The sequence below is a fragment of the Haloarchaeobius amylolyticus genome, from assembly GCF_026616195.1.
Lineage (GTDB): Archaea > Halobacteriota > Halobacteria > Halobacteriales > Natrialbaceae > Haloarchaeobius > Haloarchaeobius amylolyticus.
In genome coordinates this window covers 647,731-671,459 of record NZ_JANHDH010000001.1, presented here as the reverse complement: position 1 = coordinate 671,459, position 23,729 = coordinate 647,731, and the positions used below count along the sequence as shown (strand labels likewise).

General features: G+C 56.0%; 19 protein-coding genes. 12 read left to right on the top strand and 7 right to left on the bottom strand.

From position 1 onward, the window contains the following. Positions 1–50 precede the first annotated feature (50 nt). A complete protein-coding gene (locus NOV86_RS03510) occupies positions 51–374 on the top strand; it encodes a hypothetical protein (RefSeq protein ID WP_267639844.1) in 324 nt (107 codons plus the stop codon). On the opposite strand, the gene aglJ is transcribed toward NOV86_RS03510, so the two are convergent. After that, complete coding sequence (aglJ, locus tag NOV86_RS03505) at positions 371–1,351, bottom strand: S-layer glycoprotein N-glycosyltransferase AglJ (RefSeq protein ID WP_267639843.1); 981 nt, start codon at positions 1,349–1,351, stop codon at positions 371–373. The genes NOV86_RS03510 and aglJ overlap by 4 nt on opposite strands. Positions 1,352–1,448: 97 nt before the next feature. Here aglJ and aglF point away from each other — a divergent pair, with 97 nt between their 5' ends. From aglF to NOV86_RS03480, 5 genes are all read left to right on the top strand, one after another. After that, entirely contained in the window at positions 1,449–2,240 is a 792-nt protein-coding gene (gene aglF / locus NOV86_RS03500) for a UTP--glucose-1-phosphate uridylyltransferase AglF (protein WP_267639842.1), read from the top strand. A 1,165-nt stretch (positions 2,241–3,405) separates the two neighbouring features. Next, the gene (locus NOV86_RS03495) at positions 3,406–4,467 is read left to right on the top strand and encodes a GDP-mannose 4,6-dehydratase (RefSeq protein WP_267639841.1); all 1,062 of its coding nucleotides are present in this window, start codon (positions 3,406–3,408) and stop codon (positions 4,465–4,467) included. After that, positions 4,464–5,405, top strand: coding sequence for a GDP-L-fucose synthase family protein (locus NOV86_RS03490; RefSeq protein ID WP_267639840.1), 942 nt, complete (start codon positions 4,464–4,466; stop codon positions 5,403–5,405). Before NOV86_RS03495 ends, NOV86_RS03490 begins: the two co-directional genes overlap by 4 nt. Then, the gene (locus NOV86_RS03485) at positions 5,398–5,886 is read left to right on the top strand and encodes an NUDIX domain-containing protein (protein ID WP_267639839.1); all 489 of its coding nucleotides are present in this window, start codon (positions 5,398–5,400) and stop codon (positions 5,884–5,886) included. Before NOV86_RS03490 ends, NOV86_RS03485 begins: the two co-directional genes overlap by 8 nt. 155 nt (positions 5,887–6,041) lie before the next feature. After that, positions 6,042–7,289 carry a glycosyltransferase family 4 protein gene (locus tag NOV86_RS03480; protein ID WP_267639838.1) on the top strand — a complete coding sequence of 416 codons (1,248 nt, stop codon included), beginning with the start codon at positions 6,042–6,044 and terminating at the stop codon, positions 7,287–7,289. Positions 7,290–7,388: 99 nt separating this feature from the next. On the opposite strand, the gene NOV86_RS03475 is transcribed toward NOV86_RS03480, so the two are convergent. Beyond that, complete coding sequence (locus NOV86_RS03475; protein ID WP_267639837.1) at positions 7,389–8,216, bottom strand: FkbM family methyltransferase; 828 nt, start codon at positions 8,214–8,216, stop codon at positions 7,389–7,391. Positions 8,217–8,385: 169 nt separating this feature from the next. On the opposite strand from NOV86_RS03475, the gene NOV86_RS03470 reads away from it, so the two are divergent. Then, entirely contained in the window at positions 8,386–9,357 is a 972-nt protein-coding gene (locus NOV86_RS03470; protein ID WP_267639836.1) for a UDP-glucuronic acid decarboxylase family protein, read from the top strand. Here the strand turns inward: NOV86_RS03470 and NOV86_RS03465 are convergent. The 3 genes from NOV86_RS03465 to NOV86_RS03455 all read right to left on the bottom strand — a co-directional run bounded on the left by NOV86_RS03465 (position 9,337) and on the right by NOV86_RS03455 (position 13,031). After that, positions 9,337–10,494: a glycosyltransferase family 61 protein gene (locus NOV86_RS03465; protein WP_267639835.1), complete on the bottom strand. Its 1,158-nt coding sequence runs from the start codon at positions 10,492–10,494 to the stop codon at positions 9,337–9,339. The genes NOV86_RS03470 and NOV86_RS03465 overlap by 21 nt on opposite strands. A 5-nt stretch (positions 10,495–10,499) precedes the next feature. Continuing rightward, a complete protein-coding gene (locus tag NOV86_RS03460; protein ID WP_267639834.1) occupies positions 10,500–11,951 on the bottom strand; it encodes a sulfatase family protein in 1,452 nt (483 codons plus the stop codon). Between the two features lie 201 nt (positions 11,952–12,152). Then, positions 12,153–13,031 (bottom strand): alkaline phosphatase family protein, encoded by an 879-nt coding sequence (locus NOV86_RS03455; protein ID WP_267639833.1) that lies wholly within the window; start codon positions 13,029–13,031, stop codon positions 12,153–12,155. Positions 13,032–13,279: 248 nt separating this feature from the next. Between NOV86_RS03455 and NOV86_RS03450 the strand changes: the two genes are divergently transcribed. After that, positions 13,280–14,455 (top strand): sulfatase-like hydrolase/transferase, encoded by a 1,176-nt coding sequence (locus NOV86_RS03450; RefSeq protein ID WP_267639832.1) that lies wholly within the window; start codon positions 13,280–13,282, stop codon positions 14,453–14,455. A gap of 127 nt (positions 14,456–14,582) precedes the next feature. Then, positions 14,583–15,701 (top strand): glycosyltransferase family 4 protein, encoded by a 1,119-nt coding sequence (locus NOV86_RS03445; protein ID WP_267639831.1) that lies wholly within the window; start codon positions 14,583–14,585, stop codon positions 15,699–15,701. A 496-nt stretch (positions 15,702–16,197) separates the two neighbouring features. On the opposite strand, the gene NOV86_RS03440 is transcribed toward NOV86_RS03445, so the two are convergent. Together NOV86_RS03440 and aglG are read right to left on the bottom strand one after the other, a co-directional pair. Continuing rightward, positions 16,198–17,625, bottom strand: a complete 1,428-nt coding sequence (locus NOV86_RS03440) for an oligosaccharide flippase family protein (protein WP_267639830.1) — start codon at positions 17,623–17,625, stop codon at positions 16,198–16,200. 671 nt (positions 17,626–18,296) lie between these two features. Then, positions 18,297–19,235 (bottom strand): glucosyl-dolichyl phosphate glucuronosyltransferase, encoded by a 939-nt coding sequence (gene aglG / locus NOV86_RS03435; protein ID WP_267639829.1) that lies wholly within the window; start codon positions 19,233–19,235, stop codon positions 18,297–18,299. 117 nt (positions 19,236–19,352) lie between these two features. Between aglG and NOV86_RS03430 the strand changes: the two genes are divergently transcribed. The 3 genes from NOV86_RS03430 to NOV86_RS03420 all read left to right on the top strand — a co-directional run bounded on the left by NOV86_RS03430 (position 19,353) and on the right by NOV86_RS03420 (position 23,702). Then, a complete protein-coding gene (locus NOV86_RS03430) occupies positions 19,353–22,358 on the top strand; it encodes an oligosaccharyl transferase, archaeosortase A system-associated (RefSeq protein WP_267639828.1) in 3,006 nt (1,001 codons plus the stop codon). Positions 22,359–22,405: 47 nt separating this feature from the next. Continuing rightward, positions 22,406–23,335, top strand: coding sequence for a DUF368 domain-containing protein (locus NOV86_RS03425; protein ID WP_267639827.1), 930 nt, complete (start codon positions 22,406–22,408; stop codon positions 23,333–23,335). 229 nt (positions 23,336–23,564) lie between these two features. After that, on the top strand, positions 23,565–23,702 hold the full coding sequence (locus tag NOV86_RS03420) for a DUF7503 family protein (protein ID WP_267639826.1): 138 nt from the start codon (positions 23,565–23,567) through the stop codon (positions 23,700–23,702). Positions 23,703–23,729: the final 27 nt, after the last annotated feature.

Below are 23,729 nucleotides of genomic sequence, written 5' to 3'. Positions count from 1 at the left end.
TTGCTTTCGACCGAAGCATTTTGATGCTCGGGTCCCGACAGGACGCATATATGGCAATGCGCCCGCCGTCGAACGACACGAACGAAGCTGGCGCGATGGACTTCGGTATCGCGCGGGTAGACGCGGAACTCGACCACTACGACATCGACTACCCCGCCCGCGCCGAGGACCTCCAGAAGCGACTCGGCAACGTGGAGATACCCTATGACACCCGCGGGCGGACGATCAAACTCGGCAAGGCGATCGCCGAGGCCGGTGTCAGGGAGTTCGAAGACGAACAGGCCCTCCTGAACGCGCTGTATCCTGTGTTCGACGAGTACCGTTCGGGGAGCGTGAGTTTCGTCGAGCGGATGCGGGGCGTCCTGCCCTTCTAGTTCTCGGCCGAGGCGGTCTCTTCGACGGTCTCCGTGTCCGCGCGCGTCTCCTCCGCGATTCGTTCGAGGCGGCTGCGCTGTTCCTGATGCAGGGAGACGATGGTGTCCGCGAGCACGCCGAACATGGCGAGCTGAACGCCGAGTAGTAGGAGGACGCCGGCGAGCATCGCCAGGATGTTGTGCGGCACGCCTCTGAAGAACCACTCGTACCCGACCCACGCACCGATGAAGATACCGGCGAGGCCGCTCATACCACCGACGCTTCCGAAGTAGAACAAGGGATTGTGCGTCTTCGAGCGCAGGTACAGCGTCAGGAGGATACCGCCCCCATCCCGGAACGGCCGCAGGTTCGTCTGTGACTCGTCGGGGCGCGCGAGGTAGGTGATGTCGACCACTTCGGTTCGGATGCCCTGGCGCGCGCACTCAACGGCGAGTTCGGTCTCGATACCGAAGCCCTCCGCGTTGAGCGTCATCCGCTCGAACGACTCGCGAGTGAAGGCCCGGTAGCCGCTCAGGATGTCCCGGAAGTTCTGCCCGTGGATGACGGCGAAGCCCGTGTTGATCATCCGGTTGCCGAAGCGGTTGAGTCGCGTCATCGCCCCTGACTCCATGTCGGCGAACCGGTCGCCGATGACGTGCTCGGCGCGGCCCTCGAACAGAGGTTCGAGCATGTCGTGGGCTTCGTCGGGTCTGTAGGTTCCGTCACCGTCCAGCATCAAGACGTACTCCGCGTCGATGTGCTGGAGGACGCCCTCGCGGACGGCTTGCCCCTTTCCGGAGCCGCGTCCGGACCCGCTCTGCTTGACGACGCGTGCGCCGTGCTGTTGGGCGATGTCACGGGTTCCATCCGAGGAGTGCCCGTCGATGACGAGGACGTTCTCGAAGCCCTGCTCGCGCATTCCGTCGACAACCTCGCCGATGGTCGCCGCCTCGTTGTAGGTCGGGACCAGCACGCACACGTCGTCGCTGTCGGCCATCGCCCGGACTTCCTCGGTGCGGGCGCAAAAGAGTTGCTGTCGGCGTGCCGACGCGCGGGCTAAAAGTATTTAGCCACGGGAGAATGGAGACTGTTGTATGAAAGCAGTCGTCCTCGCAGCTGGGAAAGGTACGCGATTGCGGCCACTCACCGACGACAAACCGAAAGGCATGGTCGAGGTCGCCGGCAAACCAATCATCACGCACTGTCTGGAGCAACTTCGCGACCTCGGTGCCGACGAGTTCGTCATCGTCGTCGGCTACATGAAAGAGAAGATAATCAGTCACTACGGCGATGAATTTGAGGGCATACCCATCACGTACGCTCATCAACGAGAGCAGAAGGGCCTCGCGCATGCGTTATTGACTGTCGAGGAGCACATCGACGACGACTTCATGCTCATGCTCGGCGACAACATCTTCGACGCCAATCTGCAGGACGTGGTCCGTCGGCAGCGGGAGGATAGAGCTGATGCGGCCTTCCTGGTCGAGGAAGTGCCCTGGGAGGAGGCGAGTCGCTACGGCGTCTGTGCGACGAACCAGTATGGAGAGATTACGGACGTGGTCGAGAAGCCCGACGATCCGCCGTCGAACCTCGTGATGACCGGATTCTACACGTTCACGCCCGCAATCTTCCACGCCTGTCACCTCGTGCAGCCGTCGAACCGCGGCGAGTACGAGATATCTGATGCTGTGGACCTGCTGATTCAGAGTGGGCGGACCATCGACGCGATTCGTATCGACGGCTGGCGGAGTGATATCGGGTATCCGGAGGACCGAGAACAGACCGAGCACAAGCTTCAAGAAACGGGTGAAACCGGGGTTGACGACGACGCGGGCGCTCCAGATAAGGATGCTCAGGAAACGACCGCAGAGAGCCGGTCCGAGTAGATGCAGTCAGTAGTCGTAGCCGCCGGCAGGGGTACCCGAATGCGCCTCTGAACGTGAACCGGCTGGGACCGGTGCTCCTCATAGCCGGCGCCCAGTTAGTCGTATGAGTATTGGACGTGCGCACGCCGTACGTTGAGCGCGGCGTCATTCCTCGTTGGCTACCGTGACGAGGTCATCCGCGACCTCGGCGGCGACATCTGACACAGGCTCCCGTCGAATACGGTGAGTAGACCGAACAACTCAGGACTACTTACGCTGGCGACAGTTCGCTCCTTATGCTGAACAGCGACGTGGTCGTCACCGACGGGCTGGTTGGCGGGCTGGTCGAGGCCAGCTGCACTGCCGCCGGCAACGAAGCCCGTCAACGTACCCTCGAACTACGGCATCGTCAGCGACGGTTATGACCGGCTAGCCAAGCAGGCGGAGAAGCCCCCTAGCTGCATCGAACCTGCTGAATCTGGCACTTTACGAGTTCGAGGAGTCTATCTTCGACGCTATCAATCGTACTGAACTCAGTGAACGCAGCTAGTACGGAATCACGGACTCCAGATATCACATGCTAGACGGCGATGTAAAGGATGATGCGACGTTATCCGGCCCGGTCGTCGTCTAGGAGGGTGAGTGGTTTCGTAACGACCCCTATATCCAAGGGTCAGTGGTGCTGTACTCCGGCGCGGACATCGGTCTCAACTCCTTCGTTCGCGGTATGAGTATGGTCGGACCAGACGTTAGAGTTGGGAATATGGTAGAGGTGAAGAACTCGGACTGATGCGCGGTAGGAACGTTGTGCATCGAGAGTGCGTCTGAAATTGGTGTCTAGCAGGATTAGAACTTTAGGGCTGGCAGGAAGGTGGCCAATTTGCGCCACGAAAACGGGTACGTCCGGATGAATGTGAAGGGGTAGTGGGTCGATATCGGATGATTGAAGCTCAGCCTCGTGTCTTGACGAAGCGAAGATGGGAATGATTCTAGTTTAGATGCTGGCGTCGTGTTGGACGGGGAAGACGAGCAAGCTTGGCGAGGCGGTGATGCGGGACCGGTAAGCAAAGGTCGACCGCGTACAACCGACAATCACTAATCCAGCTGTAGCTGCTTTCTGAGGCCCTTCAGTGTCCGTTTTGAGAGATATGAAAACATATATGCGATGGCCGTGGAGAGGTTGACAATGAATCTCTCCTCGAAACTCGCCGAACGCACGGTGTTCGTCACCGGCGCGGACGGATTCGTCGGAAGTCATCTGGTCGATACACTCGTTGAGTACGACGCCAATGTCCACGTTTTCGTCCGTGCAACGTCGAGTGGCGAACTCAACAACATCCGTCACCACTCGGAGGATGTCACCGTTCACAGGGGCGACCTCCGAGACAAGCACTCGGTTGAGCGCGCGCTCTCCGCGCTCAAGGGTCATTCCGACTCGCTCATCTTCCACCTCGGGGCGCAGGCACACGTCGGTGAGTCGTGGGAACGCCCGTACGAGACGGTCGACGCGAATGTTGGCGGGACGCTCAACCTCCTCCAGTCTGTGGTTGACCTCGATTTGGACATCGCGAAGTTCGATACCGCTGGCACTTCCGAGGAGTACGGCAACGTTAGGGACGAGGTGCGTGAAAACCACGACTTCGTCGACGACGGCCGAGTCCTGCTCTCGGAGCGCTCGCCGGTCAACCCGACGAGCATCTACGCCACTTCGAAGTTGGCGGCGGACTTCCTGACGATGAACTACTACGACGCCTACGACGTGCCCACCGTCACCACGCGCATGTTCAATAACTATGGGCCACGACAGAACCCGCGCTACATCACAGGCACTATCATCTCGCAGGCGCTCAAACGGGATCGCGTCGAGCTCGGTAATCTAACCCCGAAACGCGACATGTGCTACGTTGAGGACGGCGTCCGTGGGCACCTCCACGTCGCGCTCGGTGGAAACCCCGGCGAGCAGTACGTCTACGGGTACGGCGAAAACGTTTCCATGCAGGAGTGGGCGGATACGATTCTGCGCGTCGGTACGGAGGAGGGCTACTGGGACGACCCGGAGATTGTCCAGGATGAGGACCGCTATCGACCGGGCGACAGCGATGTCGAGGAGCTACTTGTCGGTCATGAAAAACTGACTGAAGAGACTGGCTGGGAACCTGAGGTCGGTTGGGAAGAGGGCATACGGCGGACTATCGAGTGGTACGCTGAGAACGAACGGCGCTGGATTGGTCGGGTGGACTGGAGATGAGCTACTGGGACAACAAGTCGGTTATGGTGACTGGTGGCGCAGGCTTTCTCGGCAGTCACCTCGTGGACGACCTCAAGTCGCGCTCCGAGAACATCGACGTGTTCGTCCCACGGAGCGACGAGTACGACCTCAGGAACCGTGATGATATCCGCCGTGCACTCGACGACTCCGACCCCGACGTCGTCATCCATCTCGCCGCGACGGTCGGCGGTATTGGTGCGAACCGCGAGAACCCGGGGCGCTACTTCTACGACAATGCCGTTATGGGCATCGAACTCATCGAGCAGGCCCGCCAGTTTGACGTGGAGAAGTTCACTATACTCGGAACCATCTGTGCCTACCCTGAGGAGACGTCAGTCCCCTTTTCCGAGGATGATTTGTTTGACGGCTACCCCGAGCCGACGAACGCGCCCTACGGCATTGCGAAGAAGGCCCTGCTCACGCAGTCCAAAGCCTACCGGAAGCAGTACGACTTCGACAGCATCTACCTGATGCCGGTGAACCTCTACGGTCCGCGCGACGACTTCGACTTGGAGAGCTCACACGTCATTCCCGCCATCATCCGGAAGTGCGTGGAGGCGCGCGAACGCGGCGATAACAGCATCACTGCCTGGGGTACCGGCGAACCGACCCGTGAGTTCCTCTACGTGAAGGACGCTGCCGAAGGTATCCTCGATGCGACCGAGAAGTACGACCGGAGCGAGCCTGTAAACTTGGGGAGTGGCATGGAGATAAGCATCAGGGAACTGGTCGAAACTATCTCAGACGTGACCGGCTACGAGGGCGACGTCGAGTGGGATACGTCAAAGCCCGACGGACAGATGCGACGCTGTCTCGACACCTCGCGTGCGAAGGAGTACTTCGGCTGGGAGGCGACCACTGGCTTCGACACCGGACTGGAGCGCACGGTCGAGTGGTTCGAGAAAGAGTATGTCTGAGTTCACGCCGAAACTAGACCGTATCGCCGAAGACGAGTGGGAGACCGTCGTCAGGAACGTCCCTATCGTCTCCATCGACCTCGTCGTCCGCTCGCCGGACGGCATCGTCCTCGGGAAGCGGACGAACGAGCCGGCGAAAGGAGAGTGGTTCGTCCCCGGCGGCCGCGTTCACAAGCACGAACGACTTGTGGACGCCGCCCGCCGCGTCGCGAGCGATGAGCTCGGGGTCAAGGTCGAAGTTATCGGGGAACTTGGTGCATACGAACACCTCTACCACGAGGCCGAGCTCGACGGCGACGGCAAGCACTACCTCGCCAATGGGTTCGTCGTCGAGACCGACGTGGGTATCGACGAGATGGAACTCGACGACCAGCACGATGGACTGCGCGCGTTCGAGCCAGCGGATCTACCTACTGATCTCCACGAGTACACCGCTGCTTACTTACGCGACTCGAATAGCATTGAATTTCCACCAGAGTAACGATAATTTAGTCACCTAGAAACTCGCGGTCTGTCCACCACCGTACTGCCTGTCCGCGTTGTATAAAATAACTCGATGCCAGCGCCCAATCCGTCTTCGTCACAGGATGTACCTACTATATACACTAGGCTCAACGAACTGATGGTGATGGATTCATGACCGGAACGCAGCAGACCGACATTCGACCGCTTCTTGTCAACACTGCCGACACGGGTGGGTCGGCGACGGCCACGACGCGGATTCATCGGGGTCTTCGACGGCTTGGCGTAGACTCTCGGCTGCTGGTCCAGGAAAAGTCAACGGACGAACCAACCGTCGTCGGTCCCGAATCTACGATTGACCGGGCCTGGAGCTTGGCCCGTCCGCACGTGGATTTGCTCCCGTTGAGGCTGTACGGAAAGTCGGGAGGGTTCGGGATAAACTGGCTTCCTGAGCGGAAGCTCAGTTGGATACAAGATATCAACCCGGACCTAATCCACCTGAATTGGGTCTGGCGGGGCGCGCTTTCAGTTCGGAGTATCGGACGGCTCTCACGCCCGGTTGTCTGGCGCCTGCCCGATATGACCGCCTTTACTGGCGGCTGCCACTATTCCTTCGGCTGTGACCGGTTTGAGGAGCGTTGCGGAAGCTGTCCACAGCTAGATAGTAGCATCGATACAGACCTGTCCCGCATCGGCTGGCATCGCAAGGCTCACCACTGGGACGACCTTGACCTCACCATCGTCACACCGTCGACGTGGCTCGCGGAAGAGGCTCGACGGAGTTCCCTGTTTGGCGACAGACGCATCGAGGTTATCCCGAATGCACTCGATACCAAAACGTACAGGCCCCGGGACCCATCACTCGGCCGTGATTTTTTCGGGCTACCGTCTGACAAGCGACTCGTTCTCTTCGGTGCAGTTGATCCGATGGGTGACCACCGGAAGGGTGCTGATTTGTTGCAGGAGGCGCTTCAATCGCTCTCTGGGGATGTCGACGATGTTGAACTCGTCGTATTTGGTGCGAAAGAACCCTCCGAAGCACCGGATTTTGGGTTCCCAACCAACTACGTTGGCTACCTCCACGATGACCCAAGCCTTGTCATGCTGTACAGTGCTGCCGATGTCATGGTCGTCCCGTCGCGGTACGAGGGGTTCGGACAAACAGTCTCCGAATCACTGGCCTGCGGGACGCCGGTTGTGGCATTTGACGCAACCGGTCCCAGCGAAATCGTTGACCACACTGAGTCCGGTTATCTGGCACGGCCGTACGACAGTGAAGGCCTCTCGCGAGGTATCGATTGGGTGCTTAATGAGGCGAACACAGAGAATCTCAGCGAAACCGCACGCGAGCGTGCGGTTGAGCGGTATGAACAAGAAGCTGTCGCGGAACAGTATCTGGAACTCTACAATTCAATCCTCTGACTGAACAGGTCTCAAAGTTAGCTTTTCGACAAATAGAAAGTGCCGGTTTAGTGAACAATAGAATGCTTGTGGATTGTGATATTGAAGTACATTCTATGTTCACCTGTAGGCTTTGAGGAAAAGTTCAGTTTCACCTCGGGTATGGAGGTTCTCAACGGTGAAACCGAATCCTTCGAATCGTTCTCTTATGTCAGATACGGTGGTGCTGAAATCCTCAATGGAGGGGCGGTGGCTGACGCCAGGTAGGTGCACTTCACAGTAGACAATCCTACACTCTTGCTGCGAGAGGGCATCAGCTAGTCCTTCAATCACCAACGGTTCAGCACCTTCAACGTCGATTTTCACTACATTTGGCTGGGGGGCTCTCGTAGACGATATCAGCTGATCACCTGTGGTTGTCGGAACGTCTATAGTGGAGTCTGATTTCTCGGCTTGTATCGACGAAGAACCATAGCCGACATCTGCTACCGTGGGCTGGCTGAACTCAATACTACCAACTGAGTTTGAGAGCGCTTTCTCTATTACCGTTACGTTCGTCAGGCTGTTTCGCTCGATATCCTTCTTCAAGAGTTGGACGTTTGGCGGATACGGCTCAAATGCTATCACTTCCCCTTTGTGGCACTTCTTTGCTGCAAAGAGCGTGTAAAGACCGGTGTTCGCACCGATATCGTAGACGATGTCGTTTGTTTCGATTTCGCTAACAAAGTCCTTGAGCTCCGCTTGCTCCCAATGAAACCGTTCCACGTTGCGTCGTACCATCGTGCTGTTCGGTGCGGAGAAGGTAATCGAGTGTCCGCCAATGCGGAGGGAGTATTTTCCGCGGACAGCAGCGACACCGTACCTGAACCTCTTCGACAACCTGTCAAAGAGTCCTTTTGGGCCCTCATTTTGAAATACAGACACAAATTCGCTGATAATACTCTTCACGATTCGTTCACAGTTGATTAAGAATTCGTATAGCAGTTTTGGTCCACGGTGACCGCTGGTCTGAGGGTTCTCTGTTAGACATAACAGCCATCTCCAATTGCAGTCTCCTTCGTCCAAACGAGGTTGCGCTTCCGAATAGAATTTATAGGCCAAATAGATAGGCTATTGTATGACTCCACAAAGAGCTCTCGTAGCCGGCGGTGCCGGTTTTATCGGAAGCCACCTCTGTGACACCTTGCTTGATGAGGGGTACAGAGTATACTGCATCGACAACTTCGGGAGTGGGCGGTCAGGGAATATAGATCATCTTCTGGACAACCCGCGGTTTGAATTACAAGAGGTAGACATCCGACAACCGCTTGCTCTCCCACCAGTCGACGAAATATATCACCTTGCGTCCCGCGCTTCTCCACAGGACTTCACTGATTTTCCTGTCAGAATCGCTCTTACTAACACGGAGGGAACGCGCAACCTCCTTGACCACGCTGTCGCGTGTGAGGCAAAAATGCTCTTTGCAAGCACAAGCGAGGTATATGGGGACCCGAAAGTCCATCCACAAGAGGAGTCGTACACTGGAAACGTGAACATACGTGGTCCCCGTGGCTGTTACGACGAATCAAAACGGTTCGGTGAGACGCTCACAGTCGCCTATGAACAGGAGTATGACCTTGACGTTCGGACAGCACGTATCTTCAATACCTATGGCCCTCGTATGCGTCCCGACGATGGACGTGTGATTCCGAACTTCGTCACCCAAGCACTCACAGGGCGAGACCTAACGGTGTACGGTGACGGCTCGCAGACCCGGGCGTTTTGCTTCGTCGACGACTTGATTCGAGGACTCCGGAGACTGATGGATGCCGAAGATCTTCAGGGAGAGGTCGTTAATATCGGAAGTGAACAGGAGGTATCCATCAACGAGCTCGCTGAGACGGTTCTATCCCTCTGTGACACCGATAGCGGTCTGACCCACAAGCCGCTACCTGAGGACGACCCGGCAAAGCGCCGCCCCGACCTCACCAAAGCACGAGACATTCTCGGCTTTGAGCCGGAGGTTGATCTGAAGAATGGGCTTGAGCGGACTATCGAATACGTGAAGACCACACACAAGGCCAGTGCCTCACCCATGCTGGGAGAGTAATTCCGCCAGTAAAGACTTGACAGCCTTCGGGTTGACGACAATGTCTGACCCATCAGATTCGCAGGAAACGCTTACGTAGTCAAACCCGATACCTCGTGCGAGCGTAAAAAAACATGCATTTTCGTAAGACCCGAACAGTTCAATTATTTTAGCATCGGTTGAAAATATCATATTCGTTAGCCCTGCCCCATGAGGACCGAGAATGGTTTCTGCCTCCGCGAAACGCCGGACTTGTTCTTCAAAGCTGTGTTCACCGGGAACGAACCGCTCGAATCCATATTGATCAAGGACTGTCAAGAGGTCTGTCTCGTTCTGGACCCGGCGATTAGGTGCATCTGACCGTGATACATACAGCCGTCGTCCTCCTTCGTCCATATTGGTTGTAACAGCGGACCGAATCCGCTCGCCGAGTCGTTTTAGGGCGGCCGGAGAGTATATATACTCGCCCGATTTTGGCGAGCTTCGGTACCGTGCCGAGCCAATAATGATTTGGTGGGCTTGTGCCCTCCCGCCGGACCACTCCCTGAGCCGGTCTGAACCAATACCGGCTAGCGAGAGCGAATCAAGCACCCAACTCGGAGGGTCCGACGGAATCAGAACGAGAGGGTCTACGCCAGTTCGCTCGCAGTAGGCCTCTAGCGAAAACACCTTGACCAGATAGTCGGTTATCCAGTGGAAGTACTCGGTCGCCCACGGTCCAACAAACAAGAACAGTGGGTCGTCGTACCGCATTGTAGGTCGCTGGAACCGTGTCTGGACGGGGAGTTGTCCTGCGGCCAATGCCCGTACTGATGAATCGAGCAGCCGTGGGTACGTACCACGGGTTGATTCGAGGAGGATTCGCTTATCGACGGTTACGAGCGGCGACGGACCAATCACGGTCGCGTCGGTTATCTCCGCGACGAACGGCTTGGGGACAGTCCACTCGCCTACCTTTGCCGCGATCGCGTTGGGAAGCGGCCCGGTGTGACGCGGTCGATTAAACGTGTACTGCTCCACAGCCCCGAAGTTGAAAACCCTGCATCCCTCCGGTGGGTTAGCGAGCAACTCGTCACGGGTCAGCAGACGGGACCCGAGTAAACGGCGGTAAGCGTCCGCAAGTTCCGGCCTGGCCCGGCGATACAGTCTCCGTAACATCAATATCACTCAAGATATCCGAGGTGTTCAAGGTCCTGCCTGATAGCCTCGCTGTAGCTTTCTTCTTGTGAACCGGGGGGAAACTCCGTTCCGAGGGTTTCGTGGACCCGGTTACGGTAGCGCGTGAGTGACTCCGGATCTGGATTCGGTAATTCTGTCTCAGATTCGCGATCGTAAAGTCGTTCTTCACCGGAGGAATCGATAGTGTAGAGATGTTCAGTCGTCCGGATACTCTTTAGGCCTCTCCCGAGTCGGTCGACCATCTCCGGCGGGAGGTGGTCCTCGAACACTGTCGGCGTTTCGCGGACACCGTTCTCGGCAAACACTGCGTCGCGGGGGGGTGCTTCGAAAAGATCTTGACCATCTACAGAGGCTGGGACAGCTATATTAGATTTCCCACATAATGTCGGGAGGATATCAATGAGAGAGACAAAGTCGGATCGGGTAGAGCCAGCAGGGATGCTGGGACCAGACATCATTAGTGGTACGTGGAGACATGGTTCGAAGTGGAAGTACATGTGTCGGGTTAATCCATTCTCTCCTAAATGTTCACCATGGTCAGATACTAGGACAACAATTGTATTATCAAGTGCTCCAGAAGATTCGAGACGCCCGAAGAGCCTCGAAAGCTGATTATCAAGATAATCTACAGACGCTTCATATAGGGCGCGCATCGTCTCAAGTTCCGCAGTGGACAGGTGTTGAGAGTCGGCGAGCAGTTTCGCAAATCCACTGGGGTCGTTCATCTCAGTAATTTTATCCAAATGTACGTCTTGGCGGCTGATATACTCGGAAGTAATCGGCTCTAAGAATCCTAATTTAGACCGATTTAACTCTGGGACCTTCTTTTGTTTATACGGACGGGGAGGATTATATGGCCCATGAGCCGTTGTAATATTTATGAAAGAGAACCACGGTTCCTCAAGGGACTGCGTCTTGTTACTAAATACATCAATTAGATATGAAGTAAAATCGTCATCTCCGTATACTGCGCGCCGCAAAACCTCTTTAGGCATCGGACTCACCAACGAAGGATTTTCGATACCTCTTTTCAAATCTCCGAAACTAATTGAAGAGGGAATATCCTTCCATTTTTCAAGATACTCTTCAAATCCCCGATCGTAGTTCCAGTGTGACCCAATTCGTGAGGGGCCAGGCATACCAAACGTGGTATACCCTGCCTCTCGTAATAAATCTGCGATATGGGGTTTCGTCGGCGGGAAGTCAACTTGTCCACCGACTCCGTTGGTGGAGGGGTATTGCCCGCTGAAAAGTGCCGCGTGGGAGATAGACGATCCTGGACCTGCCGCGAAAGCCTGCTCAAAGATAGTCCCAGACTCCGCGAATCGATCAAAGAAGGGTGTTTCACGTTCCTTATTGTAAGGAGAAATATAATCTGGACGCAAAGTATCACAGACAACTAATAATATGTTGGGCTCTTCCACTGATGATTTCATATGCCTGTGTATCGGGTCCGGGGATAAATCTGTACTCCTTTCTCCCCAATCGATTTCCTAATAGATTCCTTATAAAAATCTGAGGGGAGGAATAATGGTGAATATTTTATTATTTCTGGTTCTCACGTCAGTTCGAGAAATCCGAAGGAAGTTGGCTGGTTTCACCTAGGGACAGACTGATTCACATTAATATAATTTCCATTATTTATATCCAAGAGCATCTAATTGCTCTTCTGCATCAAAATCCTTGACATCAACTTCACTCGTCGAATAGCCCGAAGATTTGTTCGCTGAAATCTCGGCCCAAGGAACATGGCGGACTTCCTTAGTAGGCGCCCCAAACGGGTGGCCATACACGTTCCATTCGCCGGCAGCATTACCATGGTCTGCCGTAAGGGCAACCTTCGCGTCGATTGAGTTGATCAGGGTAGTGATTCCATCCTCACCGAGTACCCAGTCCAAATTATCACGATACGCTTCAAACAAGGCCTCCCTGTCCAAGTCGTACCGGATCTGTTTCCAGATGTCAGCCCCCCAGCTATCTTCACCAACATTCGATGTGAACCACTCTGGACGAGACCGGAACGGCACGTGCGGTTGCATGTAGTGAACGACGAGCCGACTGATATCGTCTCTGTTGTGCCAGCAATTAATCGCGAGGTCTGTTAGTACGTCAGGTGGAACCGTTTCAACTCCATAATCGGTTTCTTGAACTCCGACTAAGCACAGTTCTCCAAACTGGTCCGGGTCAAGATTAGAAGCGTGCGGGTTTGCAGATATATATCCCACTTCAGACAAATCCTGATACTGTTGGTTAACAAAAGTGCTCTGGATCCACTCACTGCTTGTTGAACCTACTGATGTTAGGGATTCACAGTTTCTATCGTAGACGTTTCTGAAGGTATCGACACGGCATCCATCAAGTATACAAAGTACATCCCAGTCCTTCTCCCAAATTAGGTCGCCTGATAAGAAGCCACTAAGAGAAGTGAATAGGTGATTTTGTATATAATCGTTAACACCCCAAAGCACACGTACAACGCCATCATTATGATATAATTGACGAACCCTGCGAATCATAGATAGCCCTTATTTTATCCAAATTTATGTCTTATGGCTACTATGGGACAGTCAATTGCCATCATGTCCCCCCATTTAAATTCCCCACCATCTGATTTATTATAAACTTGATGAGTCCAAACATATTATCATTATATTGGATGTGTGCGTTGACTCACCAAGTGAGTTCATGACTGCATCTGGACTCCACAACGAGAAAATCGACTACTATTCACAAAAGTTATTTCGTGATATGACCAAGCCCACCCATGAGTATAAACAACGTCTACATCTTTGCCGCAGACGCCTTGAGAGACGACTATCTCCCAGATTCCGTCAAGGAAGTTGGGGAATACGTCCCAACTGTTTCATCTGGAACAATCTCCCCGGAGGGGTTCTCGAGTATCGTATCTGGACTTTATCCCTACCAGCATCAAACACATGCGTTTACAAACAGGCTTGAGCCACGGTTCAACTATTTGAACGCCGTCGCAGAGACCTATGATACCCGCTTCTTCCAGATTTACAACACCGAACTGGCTAAAGTGCTAGGAATGGAACAAGACACATCAAACCCTGTCGAAAGTCTTGAAGAACCGTTCATTGTCTTGGAGCGGGACATGACGACGCACGCACCATATAATTATTCAAGCTACAAGGACATCGATGTCGGACCCCAAGAGTACTTTGGCGGGAAAAACGTAGAGTGGAGCCGGATTCGATCCGATTACGAAGCAGCCAGTAAACAGGTGGGAGAACGCTTTCGACAGCGTCTCGACGAACTGGATTCGGCCGGACTCTTGGACGAGACCTTGGTGATATTCACCTCTGACCACGGGGAACTGCTCGGTGAGTACAGTGAGCAGAGTCATGGCGACCCCTTAGTGCCGGAGCTCGTCGAGGTCCCAACAGTTATCAGATGTCCGGATTCCTCGAGTCAGCCCGTAGTTCCAGAGTTTATGAGTCACGTCGATATCCTTCCAACAATCATTGACGCGTTAGACGAGGAGAAACCATGGACGATGCCTGGTGACTCGGTATTCACTGACGGAAGTCCTCCGTACCGACTGTGCGAACACCGTGACAAACCCCACAGTCTTGAGGAGTTCTCGTTCCAGAACTACTACGATCAGAATCTTCGGAGCGTCTGGGATGCCAACGGTGGAGTAGTGTTTAATGAGACAAGTGTCCCTGGTCTCGGCGTACATGCGTTCCGTCAGGCTCCGTTATTCAATCCGCTTCGAGGGAGGGATGTGTTCCGCGCTTTCGGTGCGCTCTACCACCATCTCCGGCCAACGAGAACGTTTGGGGACCCTGGATTCACTCCTTCCGAGGCCAGAGAGTACATTCAGGAGATTGATGACCTCTCGATTCGACTTTCCAAAGGAACGGAAGAAATTTCCGAGGAGGCCCGCGAAGAGCTGGAACATCTCGGATATCTGTAGTACCGGGAATCAGTGACTGGGCACAGGAATGCCCCACTGGTCGGTAATGCTGTCGGGAATTGGCCCTCAGGAACGTCACCACTAATCGGCAGCCTTTTCGCTCCCCCGAATATACCGCGACTCAACGATGGACGATGATGGTCGAACCGTTATTTTACTCGGAGATTATAACGGTGATTACTACCGTGAGGTGTCGCTCCGCGACGGGCTTCGGGCTCAAGGAGTTACCGTCCATGAGTGCAGGTACCGGGACGAACCATTGTTCTTGGGTCCAAAGAAACTCTCACTATTGCCGGTGTATTATTTGCGTATCTGGCGGGGCGTTCGGCGAATAACTCGAGAGAGTGAAGATGAGATTGACGCCATCCTTGTCACAAAATTTAATCCACTCATTCTCCCAATCGCTGCCCTGTTAGCATGGCGCTTGGGAGCGACGCTGGTCTACGACCTATTCGTCTCACTCGCGCGGACCGTCGAATTGCGCGACTACGACGACTGGAAGGTGAAGATTGTGTACTTGATTGAGTACTTTGCCCTGAGGTTGCCGGACCTGAACCTCACGGAAACTGACGCCTTCAGCGACCTCTATACTGACTACTACAATCTTCCTAGAAAGAAACTACTCGGGGTGCCAGTTGGTGCTGAAGACACTTGGTTCCATCCAGATAATATGGAGGATGCGGCTGAGGAGTTCACTGTTGTCTACTGGGGGAATTTCCTCCCGCACCATGGTCTCGACACTGTAATCGACGCGGCTGAAAGGCTTCGGGATGAGGACGTCTGTTTCGAGTTCTACGGCGAAGGTCCAGAAAGGAAGCGCATTCAAAGTCTGGTTGACCAGCGCGGTCTTAATGATGTCAGTTTCCATGGGAGAGTCCCCTGGGAGGAACTCTCTGTGGCCGCAGCAAGTGGGGATATCGCCCTCGGGATCTTCGCCGACGACATGCGTTCCGATGCGAGCATCACCAACAAGGTGTCCGAAGCGGTCGCCGCCGGTACCGCAGTTGTGACTATGGACGCACGCGGGGTCCGCGAATGGTTCGAACACGGTGAAGATATATACCTTGTGCCACCCGCCAATGGAGACGCATTGGCCGAAGCTATTCTGACACTCCGAGAAAATCCTGATCTCCGTAAAGAAATCGGGTCAAAAGGCCGCGAAACGTACGAACAGGCGTTCTCAATCGAGCGCATCGGAGCCACCATCATGGAGCGACTTGGATGGTCCACTCTGGATGAAGACTGATATTCAAGGAAGGTCTTACGCTGACGCCAAGACTTGTCTGAGGACATTCTCAGAGGCAGACAGTATTTTATAGCCGTGAGTAAAAATCATTAGTGACAGGTTGGCAGCAAACAACTGTTTCTGTTGTCGATCACTACCAACTGCCGAAATCACGCTTAGATCAACGCCGACGATTCCCCAGTGGTTCAGAGAAACCACGTGACTTATTCTACGACGATGCACCAAACGCCAGACTGTACACTCGTCGAAAAATACGGACTTACATAACGGTCAGAGTTTCAAACAATAGTTGGTCGCGTCCGGGTCAGGTCAAAAATATCCTTGTGTTAAATGATAGCAGAACAAGATGGCATGAGCACGTCAGTAAATGGCGAACCAGTGATATTTCGCTCTTTGAGGCGTTCGCACATAATCAGGGTGCTGATGAGAAACAGTTACATCTTAAAATTTGGACTATATAATCCGACGAAGAACTCTGGAGCCTCAGTGTGTCACACTATATCTCAACTGGGAGGTTATCGACTATCGTCATCCGAAACTGCGAAGAGATAGCCAACAGCAATCCGAAGTAGACCGCCGCCCCGAGGCTGACAAGGCAGGTAACGTACGCCGCGTTAAAGCTGGTGAGAGGATGGCCCTCCGTGAATGCCCGGACAGCGTAGACGATACTACCCATTGCAATTGCCGCTACCCACTGTCGGCCAATCTCACCTACGGGGGTCTGCACGTCAATCAGTTGATTCACGTACCGTGCAGAAACCACGATACCGACGATTCCTGAGAGGAGCGTTGCGACTGCTGCACCAACCCACTCATACAAATAGATGAGGACCAGATTTAGCACGATATTTGAGCCGATAAACACAGCGTTCGTTCGGAACGCGAGGTCTGGTCTATTAACCGCGTTAAGCGTGTTCAACAGCTGCTTTGTGTATGTATATATAAGGAGAGCGAACAAGAGGATTGCGAGCACCTCGGTACCAATTACGAAGCCCTCCCCATAGATACGTAGCAGTCTGTCTCCGACGATGAGGCCACCGACGAAGCCGGGAATCAGTAACAGCCCTGTATAAGTGAGAGCATTTTCTGTCAACGTGGCAACCGAACTATCATCATGGGAACTCGAAACCTTGCTCATCTCTGGGAACATGGCCGCGCGGATAGCGTCTCCGAACAGGTCAAGGACCATGCCGATTGACCAAGCAGCCGAGTAGATTCCCACGAATCCCGACGCAACGAATAACTTCAGGAGTAGGATGTCAAGCGTATTGAACACCCGGGATTGGACATTACCAAGCCAAGAGAATTTGGCGAAGTCGAATAACGATGTGAAGTGCCGTCGCGATGGGAATGCCGGGCGAACCCCGATATACTTGAAAGATATGAAACCTGGAATCGCTCGGGAAAGTGCATAAGCGGCAAGCATTGCTTGGAGCCCAGCCCCCGCGAACAGAAGAGTGATTTGGACGCTACTCCGGATGAGTTGCGCTAGCGTCGAGAGGATTGAAGAGATGTGGACGAGATGGCGACCTTGGATCGCTGCGCTCCCAAAGGAATTGAGCAGTGACGTAAGTACCATGATGATTAAGAGGAAAGTGACAGGAGTGCCGACATAGGCATTCACCCAGTCTCGGAGAAAGACGGTTACTCCAAGGACCAAGATACCGATACCACTTGTCGCCAGAAGGCCAGCACCGACGTACTCCGCCACCTCTTCTCCCTCGCTGAGGCGCTTAGTGATGGACTCAGACAGGCCGACCTTTCCCGCAATGGTCAGCCAAGCAACAAGGGCGAGAACTGTTGCGTACTGTCCTAGAACAGCCTCGCCGAGAATTCGTGCTAGTACTACAGATGCAGCGAAGCCAATGATAGAGCCGAGAAACTTGGAGATGAAGAAGATGGCGGATGTCTGGCCAAGACGCATATAATCTATTGTCGTGGGTTCTCGTGCATAAATGAACTGTATTCGGTACCGGGATGGACCGTCGACAAATTAAGGCCTCCCGGTTGGCCAACAGATTTTGATTCAGAAGAGCGTATAAGTAGCCGAAGCCGACCATTGAGGTGAAGATGAGTCAGGCGAAGAGTTGTTTTATCTATGTGAGTTCGGGTGCTCTGATGAGGGGAGACAAGCCGATTGGGGACGTGCTTTGTGAACAGAAAAACTAAGCACTCATTGTTGTCCGCAGACGTCTCTGGACCAGATGGCCCATTATACGTTTTGAGTATCACTTCCAGAACGACCGACTGGCGAGATACTTGAAACCACTACGGTACTCAAACAGTTTTTGTCGCGTAACTGCCTCTTATTATAGATAACACCGCGACCGTACTCCTTACACAACCGTGCTCCAAACGTCTCTCATGGGACTGGACCTGCTTGTGGCGCTCTGCCGGCCCGTGTTCTCGTCGTGCCAACCGACGTTCACGATCACGTCAAACCGGAACGAGATATTTGAGCGATAGGTTTCGTGATCTCCTCTATGTGTTCGCCGAAGTCCTTCTCGTTACAACCGACGAGCAAGTCGAACTACGCGTCGAAGAAGCCCGGTTACGTTATCTTCTAACTTAATTCGACAAGCGGTCTCCTCGTCGTTATGCGTTCGCCTTCTCGACGACATCAGGCGTCACCATCGCATACAGGTAGCCGAGTCCGACGACAGCAGTGAAGACGAAGATCGTAACAAGCTGTTTCACTCTCGGAATCGACGGGGACCGGGCGAGTTCGGCGACCCGCTTCGGAACGAAATGCGTTAGCAACTGCTTCAGGTACGCGCTCTTGTCGTCAGGTGCGTTGGGGTACAGCAGGTCCATGACTCGCTTCGAGTATCCTTGCCAGAAGGAACGACTGACCAGCCACCTGTAGTCACCCCGGTAGTCGAAGAGCTTGTGGTGGACGACCGCGTCCTCGACGAAAACCATCCCTTTCCCGTACTCCTCCAACATCCGGATTCCGGCGGGGGCTTCGTGTGCCTGGAGATGCTTGTCACCTTTTCGGCCCGTGTTCGGGTCGTAGCCACCGACGTTCAAGAACACGTCACGGCGATACGAGATGTTCGAGCCGTACGTATTCCGGACTTCCTCCCCGTCCTCGGCGAACCCGGGTTCGACACAGCCGACGAGCCAGTAGAACTCATCAGGAAAGAAATCTGGTTTCTCGACCTGCCAGTCTGGCCTGACGTCACCGCCAACAGCTAATGCATCAGTAGTCTCGTACGTCTCGACCAGCGTCTCAATCCAATCAGGCTCCGCAGTGGCGTCGTCGTCGATCATCGCGACGATCTCACCCTCGGCCAGCTCTGCTCCCTTTGTCCGACTGTACGAGATGCCGTGGTTCTCCTCGTTACAGTGGATTCGAACGTTTTCAACGTCACCGAAGTCGTCGACCGTCCACTCGTGCACCTCCTCGTTGCCGTCGATAACCAACACGACCTCGAGATCTTCGTATGTCTGGTCGAGAACACTTTCCACGCATTCGTGGAAGTACTCGTAGCGGTCCGTCGGGTACGTACAGACGACGACGGAGACTTTCATTGTGCGCACCAATCACGGACGCGCGAATAAGGGTTTTGAAAATCGGGTGACGGGAAGGTGTCTACACATGAACGGATTACACAAGGCTTATTCGTCGCTTCAGACTTTTCCCGTACAATGAGCACGTCGACTGGCGAGCAGACGGAATCCGAGCAGGTGAGTTCGGACTCCGTCATCGACCTTTTCAAACGCTGGTATCACGTGCCCGGCGTGGGGCTGATTATGGCCTTCATGCTCTGGGTGCGCCTCCAACCGCTAGATAACTTTATACGAAACGGGGAGGTGTTCTACGCGGGTAACGACGCCTGGTACCACCTCCGTCAGACCTCGTACACGGTTCGGCACTGGCCGACGACGATGCCGTACGACGTCTACAGCGAGTTCCCCACAGGCGTACGCGCAGACCAGTTCGGGACGCTGTTCGACCAGCTCGTCGCGACCGGCGCACTCATCGTGGGTCTCGGCGACCCCTCCCAGCATACCATCGCGATGTCGCTGCTGGTCGCACCGGCCGTGTTCGGGATGCTCGTCGCGATTCCGACGTACTTCATCGGCCGCCGCCTCGCCGGCCGCTTCGCCGGTGTCACCGCGGCACTGGTCCTCGCACTCCTCCCTGGTGTGTTCCTTCGACGCTCGACGGCCGGGTTCTCGGACCACCACGTCGCCGAGGTCCTGTTCCAGGCCATCACCGTGCTCGGCATCATGGTCGCTCTTCGCTCTGCGGAGCGCGAGAAGCCTATCTACGAACTCGTCGCGGACCGTGACTGGGACGCGATGCGGACGCCGGGCAAGTGGGCGGCCCTCGCCGGCATCTCCGCAGGCCTCTACATGTGGGTCTGGCCGCCGGCCGTGGTCCTCCTCGGTATCCTCGGGGTGTTCTTCGCCATCGCACTCTCTATCGAGTACTTTGCGGGTCGGAGTCCTGACCACCTGGCGTTCACCGGCATCGTCGTCGGTGTGGCTGCTGGATTCACCGTCCTCCTGAGCATCGACGAATTCGGTCTGGCCGTAACGTCGCTTTCGTTCCTCCAAGTCGGCCTCGGACTCGGCCTCGCCGCGGGTTGTGCGTTCATGGCGTGGCTCGCTCGCGTCTGGGACAGCACGGACACGGACCTCCTCCGGAACGCGTCGCTCGGCGCGTTCGGGCTATTGTTCCTCGGGATAATCCTGGGGGCAGTCGCGGACCTGCCGTTCCTCGGCCTGCCGTTCGCGCTCGTCCTCGTATTCGGAGGGCTCTTCGGAGCCGTCGCGTACATGCGCGACGAGAAAGCAGAGAAGAAAGCGTACTACCCCGTCGCTATCTCCTCGATTCTCGTCGCGGGTCTGACGGTGCTCAAACTCGCCCTTCCGGACGCATTCGGTATCCTCATCCGGAACGTCAACCGAACGATCGCGTTCGCCCAGAGCGACACCACCCTGACCATCGGTGAGGCGCAGGCGGTCGTCGGCGCGGGTGAACCGTTCATCCAGACGATGACCCAGTTCATGGGCGCGCAGTATGGACTGACCTACGTCGTCGCGGCCGCAGCCTTCCTCTGGCTCGGCTGGGACCTCTACTCGAGCGACGAGTACCGCGCAGAGTACCTCTTCGTCCTCGTCTGGGCGGTCTTCATGTTCCTGATGGCGATGACACAGGTGCGGTTCAACTACTACTTCGTCGTGACCGTCGCGGTCCTGAACGGCTACTTCATCGGCCGTGTCGTGCAGGTCGTCGGCCTTCCGGAGATCTCGACAGACATCAGCTACAGCGACATCAAGCCCTACCAGGTGATGTCCATCGTCGCAGTCGTCATGCTCGTCGTGATGCCCCTGACGCCGGTGCTGGCGATGACCTCGACGACGGTCGACGCACAGGCGGATAGCATGGGTCCCGGCTCGGTCATGCTCTGGGACAACAGCACCGACTGGATGGAGAAGAACACGCCCGAGCCCGGGCAGTACGGTGGCGCGAGCAACGAGCTGCCGTACTACGCGACCTACGAGAACCAGGACGACTTCGCCTACCCCAACGGGGCGTACGGCGTCATGTCCTGGTGGGACTACGGGCACTGGATTACGGTGAAAGGCGAGCGCATCCCGGTCGCCAACCCGTTCCAGCACAACGCGCGGGAGGCGTCCGACTACCTGCTCGCACAGAACGAGACGCACGCGAACCTGCTGCTGGAGGCACTGCCGAACATCCGCGAGGCGGACAAGCCGGTCGACCAGCTCTCGAACGAGGACCTGCAGCGTCTCGTCGACCAGCAGAACGACCAGCAGGCGGGTGAGGACACCCGATACGTCATGATCGACTACCAGATGGCGACCAGCAAGTTCGGCGCCATCGCCACCTGGACCGGGCCGAACCCCCAGACCTACTACACGAACAAGCAGGTGAACATCAACAACTCCTCGGTCGTCCTGCCCGGGATGAGCGAGCAGTACGAGAAGACGATGCTCTCGCGGCTGTACTACGACGACGCGAAGGGGCTCGAGCACTACCGGCTGGTGCACGAGAACCCCTCGCGCGTCGGTATCGCCTCGGTCGCAGTCAACCGGGAGGGTCAGTGGCGCGCCGCAGCGGTCAACCGGGCGTTCAACGTCCAGCAACTGCTGCAGTACCAGTTCAGCCCGCAGGTGCAGGTCTACGACACGCAGATAGAATCGGCCGTGAAGACCTACGAGCGCGTGCCCGGGGCGACCATCGCCGGCCAGGCGGACGTCTCCAGCGCGACGAACGTGACCGCGAGGGTCGAGCTGTCGTCCCAGACGACCAACCGGACGTTCAACTACACGCAGACGGTCCAGACCGACGGCCAGGGCAACTTCGAGCTCACGGTCCCGTATGCGACCGACGACGCGATGAGCGTCGAGGAAGGGACCAGCGACCCGACCGTCGAGGCCACCGGTGAGTACACCATCACGGTCGCCGGCTCGAACGAGACCGGAACCGTCGCGGTGCCCGAGTCGGCCATCATGACCGAGGACGGCGAGCCCATCACCGTGGACCTCTCGGCCTCGGGCGGCAACACGAACAGCTCGATCAGCACTGACGCGAACGCCACCGACTCTGAGTCCAGCGCGGACGACGACAAGCCGCGTCTGGTCCAGTCGGATTCCGGAACAGTCGCGCGCGCGGCCTAATCACCGAAGGACAACCGTTTTCTCGCTTCCAGCGATACCTGAGAGCGATGCGTGAGTCATTCGCGGTCTACCTGAAGGGATTCATGATGGGCGCGGCCGACACCGTCCCCGGTGTCTCTGGCGGTACCATCGCGCTCATCACCGGTATCTACGAACGGCTCATCGAGGCCATCACCGCGTTCGACCCGCGCGACCTCAGACACGTCCTGCGCGTGCACGAGGAGTCCGGGCGGACGGCCCTCCGTGACCTCTTCTACCGTGTCGACGCGCCGTTCCTCGTGATCCTCGGACTGGGTATCGCGACGGCCGTCATCACCCTCTCGCGGGTCCTGCACTCCGCCATCCAGCAGTACCCCGCGCTGGTCGCGGCGTTCTTCTTCGGGCTCATCGCGGCCTCCGCGGTGGTCCTCTATCGCGAGGTCGACGTCTCGACACCGAGCCGGCTCGCGGTGGCAACTGTCGGCATCGTGCTGGCCGCCAGCGTGACGCTGCTCCCGAAGAACGCACTGGGCCACTCCAGTCCCGTCGTGTTCGTCTCGGGCGCCATCGCGGTCTCTGCGATGGTCCTGCCCGGGGTCTCCGGGTCGTTCTTCCTCGTCGTCCTCCAGCAGTACGAGTACATGACGGGGACACTCAAGCGGTTCGTCGACGGGTCGCTGTCGCTCGTGAGTGGCGGTGAACTCCAGCCCGTGCTCGAGTCCGGGACGGTCGTCGTCACCTTCTGTACCGGGATGGTCATCGGCCTGCTGAGCATGTCCCGGCTCATCGACTGGGCACTCGACAACTACCGCGCCGGGACCCTGACCTTCCTCGTGAGCCTGATGGTCGGCGGCCTCGCGGTGCCGTTCGAGGAGATACTGGCCAAAGGGAACCTGTCCTCCGGTGAGTCGCTCGCAGGTATCGTGATCGTCGCGCTCGTCGGCGGGTTCCTGGTCCTCGGTGTGGACTACGTGACCCAGGACTTCGACTACGCCTGAGGACCGGGCTGCACCGTCGACGTGGCAGATTTGCTGTATTCTTCCGTTTGTAATCTTTATCGGTGATTTCTAGCGGCTACTTTCAAGAATTCTGGGTAATTTGTGAACATCAGAATAGAGATTCGTGCCATCTAGCTACGTATGTTTTCTAAACACCTAAGAAATATGTATTTTTTATAAGTAAATTTAAGATAGATTAATGTCATTCACTACCAAACGTGCTGTTGTCATGGAAGAAGACAACGACACCCTGGCGAACTACCTCGCAGAACACCCGCGGATGATCGGCGTGCTGTTCATGATTGGACTGCTGCTCATGCAGGCCAGTCCCGTAGTGGCAGGAAACAGCGCCACCTCTGGCCCGTGACAATACACGATAGAACATCGGTGTAGG